Raw genomic sequence first — 19,795 nt, forward strand, 5'->3', positions numbered from 1 at the left:
TCCTCTGTGGATACCTCGACCTCATGGTGATCGACTTTCGTGCGCTTGGCAAGGTTGCTCCTGATCGCTTCCAGCGGGGTTCTTACGGGTTTTCCCCAGCCGGCGACGCCCACGAATAGCACCATTGCTATTTTTATTGTTTTTGCTATATTTGTCGTACCAGACATTTTTAGCCGCGTATCGCCATGCCCAATCTGCTGACCTGTACGACACGCCAAGCCGCCAGAACCCTCGGCATCAGCGTGGGAACGGTCCAGTCCTTGGTAGAGGATGGACGCCTACGGGCCTGGAAGACCCCGGGGGGACACCGCAGAATTTTTCTGGATTCTGTCGCCGCACTGCTTGCCGCGCCAGGAAACCCCGGCCTGCCCAGTAAAGCCTTCGAGATCCTCATCGCTGCCGAGACACCTGATGAGGGCCGGATCCTTGGCGCCGCCCTGGCGACAGGCATCGCCGAGGCCGCAATACGCGTGGCGCACGGGGGATATGAGGTACTCCTCAGGCTGGGCGAGCGCCGCCCTGACGTGCTGGTCGTTGACCTTGCGCTTGCCGACATCGACGGCTTCCAGCTTCTCTCCGCACTGAATCACCATCCGAACGCGCGTCCGGGACAAGTCCTTGCCCTGAACGGCCTGTGCAGCAGCGAGGTGAAGCGCCGTGGCGGGCTCCCGGCCGGCATTCCGATCTTTTGCAAGCCGGTCTCCGAGCCAGCCCTGATGGAACTGATTGCAGCATTCCGGGATACATGGCTCATCAACATGGGAGTCCGGCGATGAACCCGACCATGGCGGCTTTTTTCGACGCGCTTAACGACGGGGTGGTGATCGTCAATCCCCAGGGCAGGGTTCAATACGCCAATGTCGCCGGAAGCGCCTTACTCAAAGCAGTTCCCGGGCAGAACTTTCCCGACGCCCGGGTCCTGAAAGGATTGATCGACCTCGTCGCCGGCTACCTGAAACCGCCGGTAAGCATCGCTATCGCTCCCGCGGCCGGTGCCCAGGACGGGCAGATTGCCACGATCAGCCCCTTGCCGCTGCCCGGAACCTATGCCATCACGATCCACAATGTGCAGGAAAAATCCTTCTACGAGACGACGCTGCGGAATTTCTTCGACTTCCTCGACATCGATCTGGCGGCCCCCATCGAACGCTTCTCCCGCGGCCTCGAATCCTTGCGGCACCAGATCCCGGTCGAGACCGAAGACAACCCTGGCGAGTCGGTACTGGCCGAGGGGCGTGCAATCAGCCTCTGCCTGCAGCGCCTGAAATTCCTTGCTGTGCTGATGAAGACCAAGGCCCTGGTCGACCAGGAGCGCTTGCCAATTGCGGAAATGGTCCGCGACGCGCTGGAGGCCTGCTCGGCGAGGGTCGCAGCGCGACGCCTCAGCGTGCATGTCGACGGCCTGGACAAGGAACTGCCCCCCGTATACGGCAGTCGGTCCTGGCTCACCCGTGCCCTGGCAGAGCTGATCGACAACGCCACGCGCTACAGTCCCGAGACCAGCGCCCTCGAAATATCCCTGCGCTGCACGGGCACCCATGTGCTGGTTCACTTCCGCAACCACGGCAAGTTCCTGCCACGGCACCTGGGGAGTCATCCGGTGTTCGTTCCTTTCCACATGGTGGCGCTTTACTTGAAACAGAAGCGCATGCCTCCCCGCGCTCTGGTCGGCCGCGAACCCGATCCGACGCTCTCCAGTGGCCCCGGCCTGGGGCTCCCGATGTGCGAGAGGATCGTCGCCCTGCATGGCGGAAAAATCCAGGCACCCAATCTCGAGGACGAAAACGTCGAATTCGTGCTCGAAATCCCGACCGGCGCCCCCACTCACGGCGACGAGGTCCTGGATATCCGGCAAGCCCAGAGGTATGCAAAGGACATGGCAACCATCATGCAACGCATGCGCCATAGGCGCGAACGGTCAGGATGACCCAACCACACTTCAAGGAGAACCACATGCGCCACCGTATCCTGATCGTCGAAGACCAACCCGACATCCGCAAATTGATCACCATGACCCTGGAGTTCGGCGATTACGAACTTCACGAAGCGGAAAATGGTGACGACGGCTACCACAAGGCCATCGCACTCCAACCCCACGTGATGCTGCTGGACGTCATGATGCCCGGAAGCATGGACGGTCTGCAGGTCTGCGCTAAGCTCAAGCAGGCCCCCGGCCATCGCGGAACCCGCATCGTCATGCTCACCGCTCGCGGCCAGCAGACCGACATCGAGGCCGGGCTCAAGGCGGGCGCAGACGCTTATCTGATCAAGCCCTTCAGTCCCCTGGAGCTGATGGACCTGGTCGAGGATTTCATTGCGGCGCCCACTGAGGCGGCGGCCTGACTCCCGAGGCCCGCACCCATGAACCCGACCCTCTATCTCAGTCCCGCACTCCGGGCCCTGAAGCTGGTTCCGCCCTGGCTGATCGCCGCTGGAGTTCTCGTCGGCGGATTGGCAATCACGGGCGTCGCTGGCCTCTACAGCCAAGAAAGCGGCCATGCAGCGGCCCAGGCCCGCTTCGACGGCGCCGTTGCCCAGGCGATCCAGGCGGTGGAACGACGCATGATGAATCAGGAACAACTGCTTCGGGGCGGTGCCGCGCTTTTCAATCTCAACGGTACGGTATCCCGTGAACAATGGCGTGCCTATGTCGGCGGAATCAAGCTGGACGAAACCTACCCGGGCCTTCTTGGCGTGGGCTATACGCAAAGAATTCCGGCTGGCGAGATGAACGCCCACGTTCGTGCCATCCGCAGCGAAGGCTACCCGGAGTACGCCATCCGCCCTGACTCACCCGTGCGTGAGGAGTACTTCTCCATCATTTATCTCGAACCGTTCTGGGGCCGCAATCTGAAGGCCTTTGGCTACGACATGTTCACCGAACCGACCCGCCGCCAGGCGATGGAGCGGGCCCGCGACAGCGGAGAAGTCGCCCTGAGCGGCATGGTCACCCTGGTTCAGGAAGCCAAGCGGGACGTGCAACCGGGTTTCCTGGTCTACATGCCGGTTTACCGCCGGGGGCTGCCGCGGGCAACCGTATCCGAGCGCCGCGACGCGCTCCAGGGATTCGTCTATACCCCGGTTCGCGCCCGGGACTTCCTCAGCAACGTACTGGAATCGTCGATCCGCGACGTTGCCATCGAGATCTACGATGGGGAGACCGCAGACCCTGCACGGCTGCTCTACCAGAGTCAGCGCATCGACGGGAACGGCGGCAGCCTGAGAACCGTGCACCAGCTCCCCCTGGCGGGACAGATCTGGACCCTGCGCATTGCGACCCTGCCGGCATTCGACGCTGCGTTCGCCCACGGACAGACATCCATGGTGGCCGCCATCGGCGCCATCCTGAGCAGCCTCCTGGCCTATCTGGTCTTCAACCTCACCACCAACCGCAACCGGGCATATGACATGGCCAGATCCATGACGAGCCAGTTACGAGACAGCGAATCGCGCCTGCGCAGCGTGCTGTCGTCCGCCGCAGACGGCATCCTGACCATAGACGCGTCTGGAACCGTCGAATCAGCCAACCCTGCCGCACTGCATATCTTCGGGCACTCGAGCGAGACCATGCGAGGTGCTCTGTTGAAGGATCTGATCGACGGCCACGACGCGGACCACCTGGAACACATTGTCCTGACCCAGGGGAACGCAGTCACCGGCAGTACCCGCTTCGAGGCCCTCGCCCGGCGGGCAGGGGGAGAATCCTTCCCTGTCGATGTCTCCCTGGGCATCACCACGTCTGACGGCCAACGCTGCTATACCCTCATGGTGAGAGACATCACCGACGCCAAGATGGCCGAAGCCATGCTCCTGCTGCGGGAAAGGGCGATCGAGTCGTCTACGAACGGTATCGTCATCGTCGACATGAACCTCCCCGACAATCCGGTCATTTACGTCAACCAAGGATTCGAGCAGATCACCGGGTACACCTACGGCGAGGTGATCGGCAGAAACTGTCGCTTCCTGCAGGGGGAGGCAACCTCCCAGTCCGCGATCAAGGAGCTTTCAAGCGCGATTCGCGAGAGCCGTCCGACAACCGTGCTGTTGCGGAACTTTCGCCGGGACGGCTCGCCCTTCTGGAATGAACTCACCATCTCCCCCGTTTTTGACGATGCGGGCCGTTGCACCCACTTCGTCGGCGTCCAGAACGACATCACCACCCGCATCCGCGCCGAGGAAGAGCTTCAGGTCCGCACTGCCCGGTTAGATGCCATCTTTGCCGTATCGCCGGACGGATTCGTGGCTTTCGACGCCAGTGGCAGCATCACCGACGTCAATCCTGCGTTCCTGCGCATGACCGGCCTCGAAACCCCTGCACTTCTGGGCACCCGGGAAGACGATTTCGACACGCTGATGGCATCGCTTTGCGATCCGGCGACCCCCTATCCCCCCCTCGGTACCGGTGAGCCTGCGGGAGAGTCCTCGGTCTCCCGTCAGATTCTGCGCCTGCGTCGCCCCGGGGAGCGCATCCTGGAGCGCTCAATCCGCATGGACCCCGGGGGAAGTCTCGAAAAAGTCGCCTACTTCCGGGACATCACACGGGAGAGCGAGGTTGACCGCCTCAAAAGCGAGTTCCTTTCGACCGCCGCTCATGAATTGCGGACCCCCATGGCCAGCATTTACGGATTCTCCGAACTTCTGCTGCGACGGTCCTATGGGGCGGATAAACAACGGGAAATGATCGGAACCATCAATCGCCAGGCCTCCATACTCATCAACCTCATCAACGAACTCCTGGATCTGGCGCGAATCGAAGCGCGCGCCGGAAAGGATTTCAAGTTCTCGCCCCAGTCGCCGCATACCCTGATTGTCGAAACTGCCTCCGCCCTTCGCGGCACGACAGGCAATGTGCAGATCCAGCTCGACGTCCCGGAGGAACTGCCGGAACTGAATATCGACGTGGAGAAAATCACCCTCTGCCTGACCAACGTCCTGTCCAATGCCGTCAAGTATTCCCCGGGTGGCGGGGAAATCGTTCTGGACACACTCTGCCAGGGACGAGAAGACAGTACGCGATTTGCGATTCGCGTCCGTGACCGGGGGATCGGCATGACGCCCGAGCAACTCGCCCGGGTCTTCGAGCGCTTCTACCGCGCCGACCCCTCCGGGAACATTCCGGGAACCGGCCTGGGCATGTCCCTGGTAAAGGAGATCATGGAATTCCATGGGGGGACGGTCGAGCTACAGAGCGTGGCAGGCGAGGGAACGACCGTCACCCTTTGGTTCCCGGTTGCCGAGGGTGAAATTCTGCGCCTCGCCGCCTGAACCGGGTTCGGACACCATGGTCCTCGCCATCTTCCTCGGCATTCCCCCGGCCCCCCGCAACCTTGGCCTGGGTTCAGGGCAGCAGCCCAGCGGGGAAGTTCGCGCCGCCTACGCGCAATTACACAGAGCCCTGGCCGATCTGGGCGCCTTGGCCCGGCTCCAGCGGCAGACCGAATGCCGGCTGGAGCAGCCTTACCACGAAGCTGCACTGCATCTTGCTCTGGCGGCGGACATGCGCATGGGCGGTCGGGGGGAGCGCCTGGTACGCGTGGGCCAGTTTGCCGCATGCCTGGGAACAGCGATCGGACTGAAGCAAGATACGGTCGCGCTGCTATGTCGCGCAGCCGCATTGCAGAACGTCGGATTCGCCGCACAGGCCGCACCGCACCCCGCCGCTCGTCTGGCCCCACCACGGACGCAAGGGCGCTGCCATACCCTGCTCGGCGCGGAGGTTCTTGCCGGATGCGACCACCCGTTGTTCGCCCTGGGCCAGACCATTGCACTGGCCCACCACGAACGCTGGGATGGCCAAGGCTATCCCCTTGGCCTCTGCGGACGGCACATTCCCCTCGCAGCCCAGATTGCGGCCATGGCCGACACCCCCGAGAGTGCGCTCCGCCCCCCTTTTCCGGCGATCGGGCGCGAGAGGCTGGCAGAGCAACTCACGGCGGATGCAGGCCATTTCGACCCGGGCCTGTCCCGGCTTTGCTCCCTGGCCGCAGAGGAACTTCTGGCACTTGGCGAACGTATCAGCAGGCGCTTTGCTGACCCCGGCGCCGCTCCCGCAAATGGTGCCGATTTCGATCTACCCTCTTGAATCTCCGGTGGACGTTAAGGAATTCACGAGGAGCCCGGGAGGCGGGCTTCTATAATCCGCCATCCTCGCCCGCCGCGGCGCTTTCCCTATCGGCAGAACGCCCATGCGCCCAACACTCATCCCGCTCATTTTCGCCGCCCTTGCAGCCTGCGCCCAGGCCGCGGACCCCAAGGCCTCCAAGTATTACGAAGACGCCCTGAAGCGCTACGAAGCCGAGGATCTGGCGGGCGCCATCATCCAGCTCAAGAACGTCCTGCAGATCGACCGCCAGATGCTCGCCGCCCACGTCCTCATGGGTCGCGCCATGCTCGACAACGGTGACCTGCCCGGCGCCGAAGCCGCTTTCGAGGAAGCCCTGCGTCTGGGAGTCAGCCGCGGCGAAGTCGCCCTCCCCCTCGGCCAGGTCTACCTCCTGCAGGGCAAGCACGAGACCCTGCTCGAACGCATCACCCCGGGGGGCCTTGCCCCCGCCCTCCAGGCCGAAGTGCTCATCCTGCGCGCCAACGCCCAGAGCGAACGGCGCATGGTCAGCGCCGCGACCCGCTCGCTGGAAGAGGCCCGCGCCATCGATCCCGGGTCCATCAATGCCCGCCTTTCCCAGGCTTCCCTGGCCATCCGCACCGGCGATCTGGTTCGGGCCGGCGAACTGAGCGACGAAGCTCTCAAGCTCGCCCCCCAGGATGCCGGCGCCTGGAACGTGCGCGCCTCCATCCTGCATCTCAAGGGCGACATTCCCGGCGCTTTGGCCGCCTACGGCAAAGCCGTCACCGCCAACCCCAAGTACATCGATCCGCGCCTGGCCCGTACCGGCCTGTTCCTCGACCTGGGCCGTCTGGGCGAAGCCGACCAGGAAGTCGCCGAACTCGACCGCATCACCCAGCGCGAACCCCGCACTTACTATCTGCGCGCCCTCATCGCCTCCCAGCGCGGCGACGCGGAAGCGGCCCGCAAGGCGCTCGCCGAGCTGACCCGGGTGCTCGATTCCCTGCCCCCCAACATCCTGACCGCCAACCGCCAATTGCTCTTCCTGGCCGGTCTCGCGCACCACGGCCTCGGCAACCGGGAAAAGGCCATGGACAATCTCACCGTCTATCTGCGCCAGTACCCCGGTGACCCGGGGGCGACCAAGCTCCTCGCCAGCCTCCATCTCGATCGGGGCGAAGCCACCCGGGTGATGACCCTGGTCGAACCCCTCCTGCGCGGCAATCCCAACGACCCGCGGGCCCTGGCCCTGCTGGCCAGCGCCTACATGCAGGAAGGCAACCACCGGCGGGCGGCCGAACTGCTCGACCGGGCCGTCCAGCTTTCCGGTGGCGACGCCGGGATGCGCACCGATTTCGCCTTCAGCCTCCTGGGCAGCGGCCGCACCGAAAAGGGCCTGGAGCAATTGCAGCTCACCCTGGCCAAGGATCCCAAGCAGGCCCGGGCAGGCCTCGCTCTGGCCACCCACCACCTGCGCAGCGGGCAGCCCAGGAAGGCCATCGAAATTGCCGAGAAGCTGGTCAAGAACGACCCCGCCAATCTCACCGCCGCCAACCTGCTCGGCGTCGCCCGGCTGGCGGCGGGAGACATCGCCGGCGGCCGCAAGGCCTACGAACAGTTGGTGGCCAAGGATCCCACTTATCAACCCGCCCTCATCAATCTGGCCCGCCTCGATCTGGCGGAGGGCAAGGTCGACGCTGCCCGGCAAAGACTGGTCAGGATGATCGGCAGTGAACAGAAGAACGTCGAAGCGATGATCGAACTCGCCGCCCTGGAAGAAAAGCAGCGCCGCCTGCCGGACGCCATCCGCTGGCTGGAAAAGGCCCGCGCCGAACCTGCGGGCCAGATCCCCGCCGGGCTGCGCCTCACCGACCTCCATCTGCGCAGCGGCAACCCGGCGGAGGCGGTCACGGTCGCCCGCGAAATGGTGTCCAAGAGCCCGGAAAACCTCCGCCTCCTGGATGCCCTGGCCCGGGCCCAACTGGCCGCCGGCGAGCCCCGGGCCGCCCGCCAGACCCTGGCCGACATGACCCGCTACGCCAATTACGACGCCGAAGCCCAACTCCAGGTGGCCCGCCTCCAGGTCGCCGCCGGCAATCCCTCCGGCGCGGTCTATAGCCTGGAGAAGGCCCTGGGCAGCCAACCGGACCTGCTCGCCGCGCAAATCCTGCTGGCCGAAGTTTCCATCGACCAGAAGGATTTCCCCAAAGCCGAGCAGTTGCTCCGCCAGATCGGCGAACGGCAGGGCGGCGCCGCCGCTGCCATCCGCCTGCAGGGGGACATCCAGTTGCGCCGCGGCCAGCCCGCGGCGGCCATCGCCAGTTATCAGGCCGCGCTCAGGAAGGGCAGCACGCCCGACATCGCCCTGCGCATCTTCCAGGCCCATCTGGCCGCCGGCGATCTGGCCAAGGGCACGGCTTTCCTGCAGCAGTGGCACAAGGACAATCCCGGCCACTACGGCGTCCTGCGCACCATCGCCGATGCCCAGTTGCAGGCCGGAAACCTGGCGGCTGCCCGCAGCAGCTACGAGCAACTGCTCAAAATGCGGCCGGACGACGCCGACGTGCTCAACAACCTGGCCCAGACCGCCTACAAGCAGAACGACAAGACCGCCGCCAGCCACGCCGAAAAAGCCCTCGCCCTGCGCCCCCAGGACGCAAACATCCTCGATACCCTGGGCTGGATTCTCGTCCGCCAGGGGCAACTGGACCGGGGCCTGGCCCTGCTGCGCGACGCCCGCCTGCGCGCACCGGACAACCTGGAAATCCGCTACCACCTGGCCCACGCCCTGCATCGATCGGGCCGCAGCACGGAAGCGCGGGACGAAATCGCTTACGCCCTGAAAGGGGGGGGCAACTTCGAAGGCATCGACGATGCCCGCCGCCTGCAAAAGGAGATCGGCAAGTAAGCCCCCCGGGGCGTCGCAGCCGCATCTGTCGGTGAAACTTACACATGGCTCCTGCGCGCGCCGCGCAAATACACACAACCTAATGATTAAAAACGCTTTGTTAAAACTGGCCCGTTCATTGCTTAGAACTTGGCAACTCAATCTCTACCGCAGCTAATTCAAGAAAAGGCGCGCCATGAAACTCAACAAGATGCTCTCCGCCTCGCTCCTCGGGGCCTCCCTCGTCGCCCTGGCCTCGTCCGCCCAGGCGGCCACCAGTTGGTCCTTCGGAAGCAGCGGCGCCAATAACGGCAGCGCTTCCGCCTACGCGGCCACCAACAATTCCGGCGGTTCCGCCACCGGATCCCTGGCCACTACCACCATGACGTCCTGGGGCGGCGGTCTCGGAGCGGGCGGCGAAGGGTCTTCGCCACACCACGGGGTGGATAATCGAGGATCGACCGAGGGCATCCTGCTGAATCTGGGTGGCAGCTACTCCCTCACCGAGTTTTCAGTCGGATACTCCCGCAACAAGACCAACACCAGCACGATGTCTCCGACTTATGCCAATGGTGCCGACGTTTCGGTCTTCGCCTACGTCGGAACCAACGCAGCGCCGACGCTGGCCGGCAACACCTTCGCCCAACTGCTCAATCCCCTCAACGTCACCAACGGTTGGGTATTGATCGGCAACTACGGCAACGTGGGCAGCGCCGGCGTCGACGGTGCCGGCACTCAGGCCATCTCCACCACGGTGAGTTCCAGCTACTGGCTCGTCGCCGCCTACAACAGCGTTTTCGGCGGTACCTGTAGTGGCTGTACCGCTCTCGGATCAGGTTACCAGGGCACCGACTACTTCAAGCTGTCCGGCGTCGCGGGCAACCAGCCCGGCGGCGGTGGCGGCGGCAACGCTCCTGAACCCTCCACGATGGCACTCCTCGGCATTTCCATGCTGGGTGCCGTCGCCCTGCGTCGGCGCCAGAACCCCGCCGCAGTCTGAGCCGGAGGGCTCATGCAAACGGCCCGCACCGCGGGCCGTTTTTTTTCGCTTGCAAATTCCCTGCCGGCCCCTGGCAAGCCGGACGCAGGCTGCTGCGAGTTCGTCCGCTTGGGGTGCGGTCCGGCCGGAATGGGCTCGGCCTCTAAAGGAGAACCGCAGGGGCTCGCACCCCTGCGTGCGCGGTGGGAGAGAGAGCAAGCCCGCCGGGCACGCAGGCGCAGTCGCCCGAGGCGTCCCGATTGCGACGCCCAGGCGCCTCAGCAGGGCTTTCCGGCCTTGCAGCCCTTCAGGATCCACAGGGAAATCACGCCGGCGGCTTCGTTGGCCATGGCCTTGCGCGCCATGGAGCCGGCGTCCCGCCCGACGTTGGTCTTGAGCAGCGGGTCTGCGCCGGCTTCGAGCAGGAGCTGGGTGTGCCTGGCGTTCTGGGTGTAGGCCGCCATGTGCAGCGGCGTGGCACCTTCCTTGTCGCGGGCATTGGGGTCCGCTCCGGCGGCCACCAGGGCCTTGAGGGCGCTCAAATCCGGGTTGGTGGCCGCCAGATGGAGCGGCGTCGAGCCCAGGCCGGTGCGGTAATCCCGCGCCGCGGGTTCGGCCTTGAGCAGAACCTGGACCTGAGCCCCCGTGCCGATGCGGGCGGCGTCGTGGATGGGGTGGTCGTGGGCTCCCAGGGTTTCAGCCCGGACGGTTCCCGAGCCCAGAACCACGGCTAGGGCGGCGACGCGCAACAGGACGTTCAGGGGGGAAGGCATGGCAGGCTCCGGGCGGACAAAAGCGCAGTCTAGCCGCAAGCGCCCGGGCGCAAATTGACCGATTGCAATTTCGACGCAGCGCCGAAGCGGGGTCCCGGCCGATTCAGTGGGCTGGTTCAGCGGCCCGAGTGCCTTGGCCGATCGCGTAGGCCGAATCGGCTGGCCGGCGTCGGCCGCCCTTCATACGGCGGCTTCCGCCGCAAGTGCTTGCTGCCCTCGCACCGGAAGGTCAGCGCGCCGCCCCTGCTGCGGCTGGGGCTCCCGCCACAAGCTGACCTACTGGCCCGGAGCGCCCTTGCGTCGGCGCAGCGCGACCAGGCCCACCAGGGCTCCGCTCACCAGGGCGAGGCCCCCGGGTTCGGAAACCGGCGCGGGGGGTGGATCGACCAGGATGCTGTCGTTGGCGCAGAGTTCCGTCCAGTGGATGTTGAAGGCGCTCTGACCGTCCCAGCCCGCGGCGTCGAGCAGGGCGAGGTCCAGGCCGATTTCGTAGAAGTAGTGCTTGTCGCCGGGGGTGTTGCCCCAGCCGCTCTGGCCGACAAGGGTGTAGGCCACATCCGCCATGCCGAGCAGGGTGCCGGCAGCCAGGCTGGTGGGATGCAGGGGATCGGCGTGGGCCGGGTCGTAGTTTCCGGCGGCGTTCCACAGACCCAGGTTCCAGGTGGGGCTGCCATACACGCCGTTGCGGGCCGAGAAGACGTTCCCGGCCACGGCAGCGTTGGACTGGGCGCCAAAGCTCTCGTGGGTATAAGTCTGGGTAGCGCTGCTGTAGCTCAGGGCGTGCTTGATATTGACCCCCACCTCGTAGCTGCCGTCCCGGCCGAAGTCGAGGGCGAAGTCGCCGGCGCCGAAGGAGTTGGACGAGGGCTTGTTCAAGGTTCGCGGGTTGTGGCCGGTCACCAGGGCAATGTAGAGGCGGTTCCCGGAAATGGTGGCGTAGAGCGCCTCGGCGTCGTAGGCCTGGCCCCCGTAACCCGGAAAGAGCCGGGTTCCGCCGCCACCGGTCTGGTCCTCGACGGTGGAATGAACCCCCGCCGCGGGTATCCAGGATGCGCCGCTCACCCCCCAGTCGGCCAGATTGCCATCGACAGTGATGGGGAGTGCGGCGGCGGAACCGGCGAGGCCGGCGAGCAAGATGCCCAGTAGCGATTTCATGACCGTTCCAAAGAGAATTTTTGATGAACGGAGTCTAGAGACCTCGCCCGGCGGGCACGAGGAATTCCATCACGAATCTATGACTTAGGGCCTAACTGCACCGTGCTGCTGACCCGCGCAGCGCCGGCGCTGGCGGCAAAGGAGCCGCCGGGGAGACTGATTTGGGTTTCAAGCGACCCGAATTTGCGCTTCCCCTTGCAGGACCTCGCCCACGGTCGAGACGTGGCTGAAGCCCTGCTGCAGGAAGATGGACAGCACTTCCGTAGCGGCCTCGGGCGCACAGGCGACCAGGAGCCCGCCGGAGGTCTGCGGGTCGCACAGGAGGGCGCGCTCGCTGTCCCCCAGGGCCGCGGCCAGATGGACGCTGCCCCCGTAGGCGGCCCAGTTGCGGCCGGAGGCTCCCGTCACGTAACCCTCCCGGGCAAGCTGGGCGGCGTGGGGGAGCAGGGGCAGGTCGGCGTAGCGCAGTTGCGCCGCGACGCCCGATCCCTTGCAGACTTCAAGCAAGTGCCCGAGGAGGCCGAAGCCGGTGACGTCGGTCACGGCGTGGACACCGTCCAGACAGGCGAACAGCGGGCCCGGGGTGTTGAGTTGGGTGGTGTTGGCGATGAGAGCCTCGTAATCCGCCGGGGGGAGTTTTCCCTTTTTGTAGGCGGCGCTGTAGATGCCTACCCCGAGCGGCTTTCCGAGGATCAGCCGGTCGCCGGGCTGGGCGCCGCTGTTGCGCTTGACGTGGGCCGGGTCCACCAGGCCGATGGCGACCAGGCCGTAGATGGGCTCGACGGAATCGATGGTATGCCCGCCCGCCACGGGAATTCCAGCCGCGCGGCAGACCGCTTCGCCGCCGGCCAGGATGCGGCCGATGGTCTCCACCGGCAGGGTATTCACCGGCATGCCCACCAGAGCCAGGGCGAACAGCGGCGTTCCGCCCATGGCATAGACATCGGATATGGCGTTGGTGGCGGCGATGCGCCCGAAGTCGAAGGGATCGTCGACGATGGGCATGAAGAAATCGGTGGTGGCGACGATGGCCTGGCGCTCGTTGATCTGATAGACCGCCGCGTCGTCGGAGGTCTCGATGCCGACCAGGAGCTGGGGCGGCACGAAGCCCCGCGCATTCTGGGCGAGGATGGCTTGCAGGACGCCGGGGGCGATCTTGCAGCCGCAGCCCCCGCCATGGGCGAGCTGGGTGAGGCGGGGAACGACCGGGGCAGAGTCGCTCATCGCGCGTCGAAGCCCGCGTCTTCGATGGCGCCGACCAGCGCTTCCCGGGTAATCCGGCCGGGTTCGACCCGCAGCCGCGCTTCGCCGGCCTCCAGGCTCACCTCGGCGCCGAGGACCCCGGGGAGCGCCGCCAGCACCCCGGTCACGTTACGCACGCAGCCCTGGCAGCTCATGCCGTCGACCTTGACGATCCATTCTTCCACTTCACTCTCCCTCGAGAAACGGTTGTCGCCGCAGGAGTTCGGCCATGTCGTCCGGCGGCAACGGCATGCTGAAAAAGTAGCCCTGGGCAAAATCGCAGTGCTGGGAGCGCAACCATTGCAGTTGCTCCGCAGTCTCGACGCCTTCGGCCAGGGTCTTGAGGCGCAGGCTCTTGCCGATGCCGACGATGGCCGAGGCAATGGCTTGATCATCCGCGTCCTCGGCCACGTGCCGCACGAAGGACTGATCGATCTTCAGCTTGTTGACCGGAAAGCGCTTGAGATAGGCAAGGGACGAATAGCCGGTGCCAAAGTCGTCCACCGCCAGCTCCACCCCCATGCGGTGCAGGGATTCCAGCGTGCCCAGGTTGATTTCGGCGTCGTGCATCACGGTGCGCTCGGTCAGTTCGAGTTCCAGAAAGGCAGGGTCGAGGCCGGTATGGGCGAGGGCCCCCGCAACCACTTCGACAAAGGCGCTCTGGCGAAACTGGACCGGGGAAACGTTCACCGCCACGGTCAGGGGCGGGATTCCTGCCACCTGCCAGGCCATGGCCTGGCGGCAGGCTTCGAACAGCACCCAGTCGCCGATGGCGCTGATGATGCCGGTATCCTCGGCCACGGGGATGAAGCGGGCCGGTGAAATCATGCCGATCTGGGGATGGCGCCAGCGGATCAGGGCTTCCACCCCGACGATGCGGCCGCTCTCCAGGGACACCAGGGGCTGATAGAAGAGCAGGAGTTCGCCTTTGGGCAGCGCATTGCGCAGGTTGCTTTCCAGCATCAGGTGCTCCAGGGTGGCGACGTTCATTTCGCTGGAGTAGAACTGGAAGCCGTTGCGGCCCGCCTCCTTGGCCCGGTACATGGCCGCATCCGAGTTACGCAGCAGGGTCTCGAAATCCTTGCCGTCGTCGGGGTAGAGGCTGATGCCGAAGGAAGGGGTCACGGTCAGCTCGTGTTCCCCCACCCGGAATGGGCTGGCAAAGACCTCGATCATGCGCCGCGCCACGTCCGCCGCGTCGCCCGCGTCGATCCCGGGCAGGAGGACGATAAACTCGTCGCCCCCCAGGCGCCCGAGAGAATCGACCTTGCGCACCACGGATCCCAGGCGCTCGGCCACGGAACAAAGGAGTTCATCCCCGGCGCTATGGCCCAGGGAATCGTTGACCCGCTTGAAATGGTCGATATCGACGAAGAACAGCGCCACCGTCGTCCGGTCCCGCTCGGCGGCGACCAGGCACTGGCGTACGCGATCCTCCAGGAGCCGCCGGTTGGGCAGGCCGGTGAGGGAATCGTAGTAGGCCAGTTCGTGCAGTTGGGCCTCGGCCCACTTGCGCTCGCTGATGTCGATCAGGGTACCGACCGAGGCGGGCTGGTTGCGATAGGTACTCGGAGAACCCAGAACCATGGCGGCAAAGACGCCGCCGTCCTTGCGCAGTGCGGTCACCTCGTAGCTATCGCCGGGTTCTCCTGCCGCCCGCCGCCGCACCTGATCGGCGATGCGCTCGCGCTCTTCGGGAATGACCAGATCGACAGGCCCCAGGCGGTCGACGATTTCCTCCTCGGCATAGCCGAACTGACACAGGATCCAGGGATTCACGTAGCGGAACTTGCCCTCTTGCAGGACGAAAATTCCCACCTGGGAGGCGCCCATGGTGGCACGGAACAGCGCTTCACTTTCCCGCAGGGCCTTCTCCGCCTCCCAACGCGCAGTCACATCGCTGGCAATGCCGTAGCCCCGCCGGGGCTGGCCGTCGCTGCCCGCCACCACCTTGAGGGAATCGCAATAACGGCGGCGACGGCCGCTGGCGTCGGTCACGCAGTATTCGACGCTGAGCGGCGTCGTCTGCCCCGGATGGGCGGCGCAGCAGGCGGTGATGCGTTCCCAGCAATGGCGCCGGTCGTCGGGGTCCATGAAGGTACCCATGGCCTCGTAGCCCCGCTCGATCAGGGCCTCCTGGGCCACCCCCAGCATGCTGGCGGCACCGGGGCTCATGTAGGCGAAGCGGCCGCTGCTGTAGTCGATGTGGTAGACGAAGTGCTCGACGTTGTCGAGAACCTCGTCGAGGCGCAGGCCGTCTGCGCTACCGGGCTGCTGGCCGGAGGGGCTGTCTGCTCGCGTCAAATCAATCCTTGGGCCGCCAGGCCCGCAACAGGAGGGAATTGGTCACCACCGAGACGGAACTCATGGCCATGGCGGCCCCGGCGATCACCGGATTGAGCCAGCCCAGAGCGGCCAGGGGAATCCCAAGAACATTGTAGATGAAGGCGAAAAAGAGGTTGGCGCGAATTTTCCGCAGGGTGGCCCGGGAGAGGTCGATGGCGTCGTCCACCCCCCGCAGGTCGTTGCGCACCAGGGTGAGGTCGGCAGCTTCGATGGCGGCATCGGACCCCGCTCCCAGGGCGAAGCTCACATCCGCCGCGGCCAGCGCCGGCGCGTCGTTGATGCCGTCGCCCACCATGGCGACCACGCCCTGGCCGCGCAACTCGGCGACGGCCGCAGCCTTGTCCCCGGGCAGGATGCCGGCACGGAACTCGTCCACTCCCGCTGCCCGGGCGATGGCGGCCGCCGTGTCGGCGTGGTCGCCGGTGAGCATCACCAGGCGGATGCCGCGGGCCTTGAGGCGGGCCACCGCTTCCCGGGAAGTGGGGCGCAGGGGATCGGCAATGGCCAGGTAGGCCAGGAGCACGTCGCCTTCGGCCAGGGCGACGACGGTCTTGCCCTCCCGGGCCAGCCGCGAAGCAGGTTCGGCCTCGGCGCCGACCCAGGCCGGGGAGCCCAGGCGCAGCTTGCGGCCCCTCACCGTCCCGCTCACCCCCTTGCCGGCAAGGGCGGAGAAGTCCGTCACCGGGTCGGGCCGCCGGCCCTCCAGCCGGGCGAGGATGGCCCGCGCCAGAGGATGTTCCGACCCCTGCTCCAGAGCGGCCGCCAGGGCCAGGGCTTCTTCCTCGCCCGCAGCGCCCGGGACGACGTCGGTCAATTGCGGTTCCCCCAGGGTCAGGGTGCCGGTCTTGTCCAGGGCGATGACGGCGATGCGCTCGGCCCGCTCCAGGGCTTCCGCGTTTCTGACCAGGATGCCGGCCCGGGCACCCTGCCCCGTGCCGACCATGACCGCTGTCGGCGTCGCCAGGCCGAGAGCGCAGGGACAGGCGATGACCAGGACGGCCACGGCATTCACCAGGGCCTCGGCAAAGGGGGCGCCAGCCAGGAGCCAGCCCCCCAGGGTCACCGCCGCGACGGCGCACACCGCGGGGACGAAGACCGCCGCGATGCGGTCGGCCAGCCGCTGCACGGGCGCCTTGGACCCCTGCGCCTCCGCCACCAGACGAATGATCCCGGCCAGCAGCGTGTGCTCCCCCACCCCGGTGGCACGACAGCGCAGCATGCCCGATGTATTGGCGGTGGCGGCGAAGACCTTGTCGCCTGCCCCCTTGTTCACCGGCATGCTCTCGCCGGTGAGCATGGCTTCATTCACCGCCGAGGCGCCCTCGATCACCGCGCCGTCCACCGGCACACTCTCGCCGGGGCGGACGATGAAAACATCGCCCGGCATCAGACTATCCACCGCCACCTCGACCAGGGCGCCATCCCGCTCGACCCGCGCCGTGCGGGGGCGCAGTCGCACCAGGGCCTCGATGGCTTCCGAGGTCCGCGTCTTGGCCCGGGCTTCCAGCAGTTTCCCCAGCAGGACCAGGGTGATGACCGCTGCCCCACCCTCGAAATAAACATGCCCCGGCAGGTTTGCCACCGTCATCACCGCCGAATAGGCCCAGGCCATCGAGGTGCCCAGGGCCACCAGCACGTCCATGTTGGCACCGCCCCCGCGCAGGGCCTTGTAGGCGCCGTCGTAGAAGCGCCAGCCGATCCAGAACTGGACCGGGGTCGCCAGGAGAAGCTGGAGCCAGCGGGGCAATTCGGCGCCATGACCCAGGCCGAACATGAGGCCCATCTGGGCGACAAGGGGCGCCGTCAGCAGGGCGGCGATCCAGAAGCGCTGCAATTCACTGCGGTAGCGGGCCTGGCGCTCCTCCCGTTCTGCTTCGCGGCTGCGGGAATCGGCCGGCTGGGCACTGAAGCCAGCCCTGGCCACGGCAGCGATGACCGCGGCCTCGTCGGCCGCCCCGGTCAGCCTCACCCGGGCCCGCTCGCTGGCAAGATTGACCGCAGCCTCGATCCCCGGCTGCTTGTTGAGCACTTTTTCCAGACGGGCGGAGCAGGCAGCACAGGTCATGCCGCCAATCGCGAACTCCACCACCCGGCCGTTTTCCTCACCTGCCATCCCCACGCTCCCGTTAACGCCCTACGCCTGGCCGATGGCCAGTCGGACCGCAGCAAACAGTCCCCAGAGGCCGAATGCGACGATCAGAAGACCGGCGGCGGCACGCACCGCAGGCCGCTTCAGAAAGCCATCCAGGCGCCCGACGAAAAGTCCTGCCAGAAGGAGATTGGGCAGGGTACCCAGGCCGAAGGCGGCCATCATCAGGGCGCCGCGCCCGGCGGATCCCGCCGTGAGTGCGCTGGCCAGGGCGCTATAGACCAGCCCGCAGGGCAGCCAGCCCCACAGGATACCGAGCGGGAAGGCTTGGCCGACCGAGCGGGCGGGCAGGAATCGCCGGGTGTGGGGCTGAATGCGCCGCCACAGGCCGCCGCCCGCCGTTTCCAGCGGCGCCAGGAATCGGGTGATTCCGAGCAGGTAGAGTCCCAAGGCGATGAGCAGCAGGTTGGCCAGGACATAAAGCAGCAGGCGGACGGGCCATTGGCCCGCCAGCGCCGCCCCGGCCCCGAGCGCCCCCGCCACGGCACCGGCCGCAGCGTAGGAGGCGATGCGTCCGCCGCTGTAGGCGAGATGCAGGGACCAGCGAGGCGGCCCGCCCAGGGAAAGCGCTCCGACGATGCCCCCGCACATCCCGACGCAGTGGGTTCCCCCCAGAAGACCGACGAGAAAGAGCGCCAGAACGGCGGAATCAGGCATTCAGAACGGCACGAGAAACAGGACAGGGAAGTGTACCGGGTTTTCCCTTTGCCTCTTCCCTTCCGCCTGCTTCAAATCACCTTCGAATAGCGGGTGCGCTGACGGTCGGCCCGCAGATAGCGGTCGAACACCATGGAAATGACCCGCACCAGCATGCGGCCTGGCGGCAGGACGGTGATCCAGTCCCGGTCGACGCGCACCAGCCCAGCCCGCGCCATGTCCTTGAGATCGTCGAGTTCGTCGGCGAAGTAGGTCCGGAAGTCGATCAGGTGAGCCGATTCGATGGACTCGATGGACAGCTCGAAATGGCACATGAGGGCCTGGATGATCGAACGCCGCAGCACGTCGTCGGCGTTGAGTTCGATGCCCCGGAAAACCGGCAGCATCTGGCGATCGAGGCAATCGTAGTATTCGTCCAGGGTCTTGACGTTCTGGGCGTAGGTGGGCCCCACCTTGCTGATGGACGAAATGCCGAAGGACAGCATGTCGCAGTCGGCATAGGTCGAGTAGCCCTGGAAATTGCGGTGCAGGCGGCCCTGACGCTGGGCGACCGCCAGCTCGTCGTCGGGTTTGGCGAAGTGGTCCATGCCGATGAAGACATAGCCGGCGTCGGTGAGCTTCTTGATGGCCAGGGAAAGAATCTGCATCTTGGCGTCGGGCGAGGGCAGATCTGGCTCGGCGATGCGCCGCTGGGGCTTGAACAGGGTGGGCAGGTGGGCGTAGTTGTAGATCGAGAGACGGTCCGGATCCATGGCCAGCACCCGCTCCAGGGTACGGTTGAAGCCCATGACGGTCTGCTTGGGCAGGCCGTAGATGAGGTCGATGGAAATGGACTGGAAGCCGTTCGCCCGGGCGTTGCGGATGACGTCGGCGGTCTCTTCCTCGGTCTGCAAGCGGTTGACCGCCTGTTGCACCCGCTCGTCGAAATCCTGCACGCCGACGCTCATGCGGTTGAAGCCCAGTTCGCCCAGAAGCGCCACGGTGGCCGCATCCACCTTGCGGGGATCGACCTCGATGGAGTACTCGCCGCCGTCGAGAAGCTTGAAGTGGCGCCGGGTCGCTTCCATGAGCTGGCGCATTTCGTCATGGGAGAGGAAGGTCGGCGTCCCGCCGCCCCAGTGGAGCTGGATGACTTCGTGCTCGCCGTCGAGAGACTCGCTCTGGAGCGCCAGTTCCTTGGCCAGGTACTTCAGGTACTTGGCGCTGCGCCCGTGATCCTTGGTAATGATCTTGTTACAGGCACAGTAATAGCAGATGGTATTGCAGAAGGGGATGTGGAAGTATAATGACAGCGGCCGGCTGAACGCCCCGATGTTGCGCTTTCCCAGCCAGGCACGCGCGGCCTCGGCCCCGAAGGCTTCGACGAAGCGATCGGCGGTCGGATAAGATGTATAACGCGGTCCATTGACGTCGAACCGGCGAATTATCTGGGCGTCAAAAACGAAGTTCTCTGTTGCGATGTTCATCAAGCACGTCACCCATGGGTAGGCGGATTATGGTCAGATGGCACAGTAACACGGTTGACTTGGATCAAGCGAAGACA

The 19,795-nt window shown here is 65.8% G+C and carries 15 protein-coding genes; 7 read left to right on the forward strand and 8 right to left on the reverse strand.

The genetic code is table 11. The annotated features are described in order from the left end of the window. Nucleotides 1-185 precede the first annotated feature (185 nt). The 7 genes from IPM73_11015 to IPM73_11045 all read left to right on the forward strand — a co-directional run bounded on the left by IPM73_11015 (nt 186) and on the right by IPM73_11045 (nt 9,951). Nucleotides 186-776 (forward strand): excisionase family DNA-binding protein, encoded by a 591-nt coding sequence (locus IPM73_11015; GenBank protein ID MBK8918545.1) that lies wholly within the window; start codon nt 186-188, stop codon nt 774-776. Beyond that, complete coding sequence (locus tag IPM73_11020; protein ID MBK8918546.1) at nt 773-1,927, forward strand: hypothetical protein; 1,155 nt, start codon at nt 773-775, stop codon at nt 1,925-1,927. Before IPM73_11015 ends, IPM73_11020 begins: the two co-directional genes overlap by 4 nt. A 26-nt stretch (nt 1,928-1,953) precedes the next feature. Further along, complete coding sequence (locus IPM73_11025; protein ID MBK8918547.1) at nt 1,954-2,343, forward strand: response regulator; 390 nt, start codon at nt 1,954-1,956, stop codon at nt 2,341-2,343. A gap of 18 nt (nt 2,344-2,361) precedes the next feature. Next, the gene (locus IPM73_11030) at nt 2,362-5,265 is read left to right on the forward strand and encodes a CHASE domain-containing protein (protein ID MBK8918548.1); all 2,904 of its coding nucleotides are present in this window, start codon (nt 2,362-2,364) and stop codon (nt 5,263-5,265) included. A 16-nt stretch (nt 5,266-5,281) separates the two neighbouring features. After that, nucleotides 5,282-6,082, forward strand: a complete 801-nt coding sequence (locus IPM73_11035) for a hypothetical protein (GenBank protein MBK8918549.1) — start codon at nt 5,282-5,284, stop codon at nt 6,080-6,082. A 103-nt stretch (nt 6,083-6,185) separates the two neighbouring features. Then, on the forward strand, nt 6,186-8,972 hold the full coding sequence (gene prsT / locus IPM73_11040; GenBank protein MBK8918550.1) for a PEP-CTERM system TPR-repeat protein PrsT: 2,787 nt from the start codon (nt 6,186-6,188) through the stop codon (nt 8,970-8,972). Between the two features lie 175 nt (nt 8,973-9,147). Beyond that, on the forward strand, nt 9,148-9,951 hold the full coding sequence (locus tag IPM73_11045; protein ID MBK8918551.1) for a PEP-CTERM sorting domain-containing protein: 804 nt from the start codon (nt 9,148-9,150) through the stop codon (nt 9,949-9,951). Between the two features lie 257 nt (nt 9,952-10,208). Here IPM73_11045 and IPM73_11050 read toward each other — a convergent pair whose 3' ends face one another. The 8 genes from IPM73_11050 to hemN form a co-directional block, all read right to left on the reverse strand. Continuing rightward, entirely contained in the window at nt 10,209-10,703 is a 495-nt protein-coding gene (locus tag IPM73_11050) for an ankyrin repeat domain-containing protein (protein ID MBK8918552.1), read from the reverse strand. 276 nt (nt 10,704-10,979) lie between these two features. Beyond that, nucleotides 10,980-11,858, reverse strand: coding sequence for a hypothetical protein (locus IPM73_11055; GenBank protein ID MBK8918553.1), 879 nt, complete (start codon nt 11,856-11,858; stop codon nt 10,980-10,982). Between the two features lie 168 nt (nt 11,859-12,026). Beyond that, nucleotides 12,027-13,082 carry a selenide, water dikinase SelD gene (gene selD / locus IPM73_11060; protein MBK8918554.1) on the reverse strand — a complete coding sequence of 352 codons (1,056 nt, stop codon included), beginning with the start codon at nt 13,080-13,082 and terminating at the stop codon, nt 12,027-12,029. Next, the gene (locus tag IPM73_11065) at nt 13,079-13,285 is read right to left on the reverse strand and encodes a heavy-metal-associated domain-containing protein (GenBank protein ID MBK8918555.1); all 207 of its coding nucleotides are present in this window, start codon (nt 13,283-13,285) and stop codon (nt 13,079-13,081) included. Before IPM73_11065 ends, selD begins: the two co-directional genes overlap by 4 nt. Nucleotide 13,286: 1 nt before the next feature. Continuing rightward, complete coding sequence (locus IPM73_11070; protein ID MBK8918556.1) at nt 13,287-15,194, reverse strand: EAL domain-containing protein; 1,908 nt, start codon at nt 15,192-15,194, stop codon at nt 13,287-13,289. 211 nt (nt 15,195-15,405) lie between these two features. Beyond that, the gene (cadA, locus tag IPM73_11075; GenBank protein MBK8918557.1) at nt 15,406-17,559 is read right to left on the reverse strand and encodes a cadmium-translocating P-type ATPase; all 2,154 of its coding nucleotides are present in this window, start codon (nt 17,557-17,559) and stop codon (nt 15,406-15,408) included. Nucleotides 17,560-17,580: 21 nt separating this feature from the next. After that, nucleotides 17,581-18,252, reverse strand: coding sequence for a sulfite exporter TauE/SafE family protein (locus IPM73_11080; GenBank protein ID MBK8918558.1), 672 nt, complete (start codon nt 18,250-18,252; stop codon nt 17,581-17,583). 71 nt (nt 18,253-18,323) lie between these two features. Beyond that, nucleotides 18,324-19,718, reverse strand: a complete 1,395-nt coding sequence (gene hemN / locus IPM73_11085) for an oxygen-independent coproporphyrinogen III oxidase (GenBank protein ID MBK8918559.1) — start codon at nt 19,716-19,718, stop codon at nt 18,324-18,326. Nucleotides 19,719-19,795 lie beyond the last annotated feature (77 nt).

The organism is Betaproteobacteria bacterium, from assembly GCA_016720065.1.
In the GTDB taxonomy this organism is placed as follows: Bacteria; Pseudomonadota; Gammaproteobacteria; order Burkholderiales; family Rhodocyclaceae; genus SSSZ01.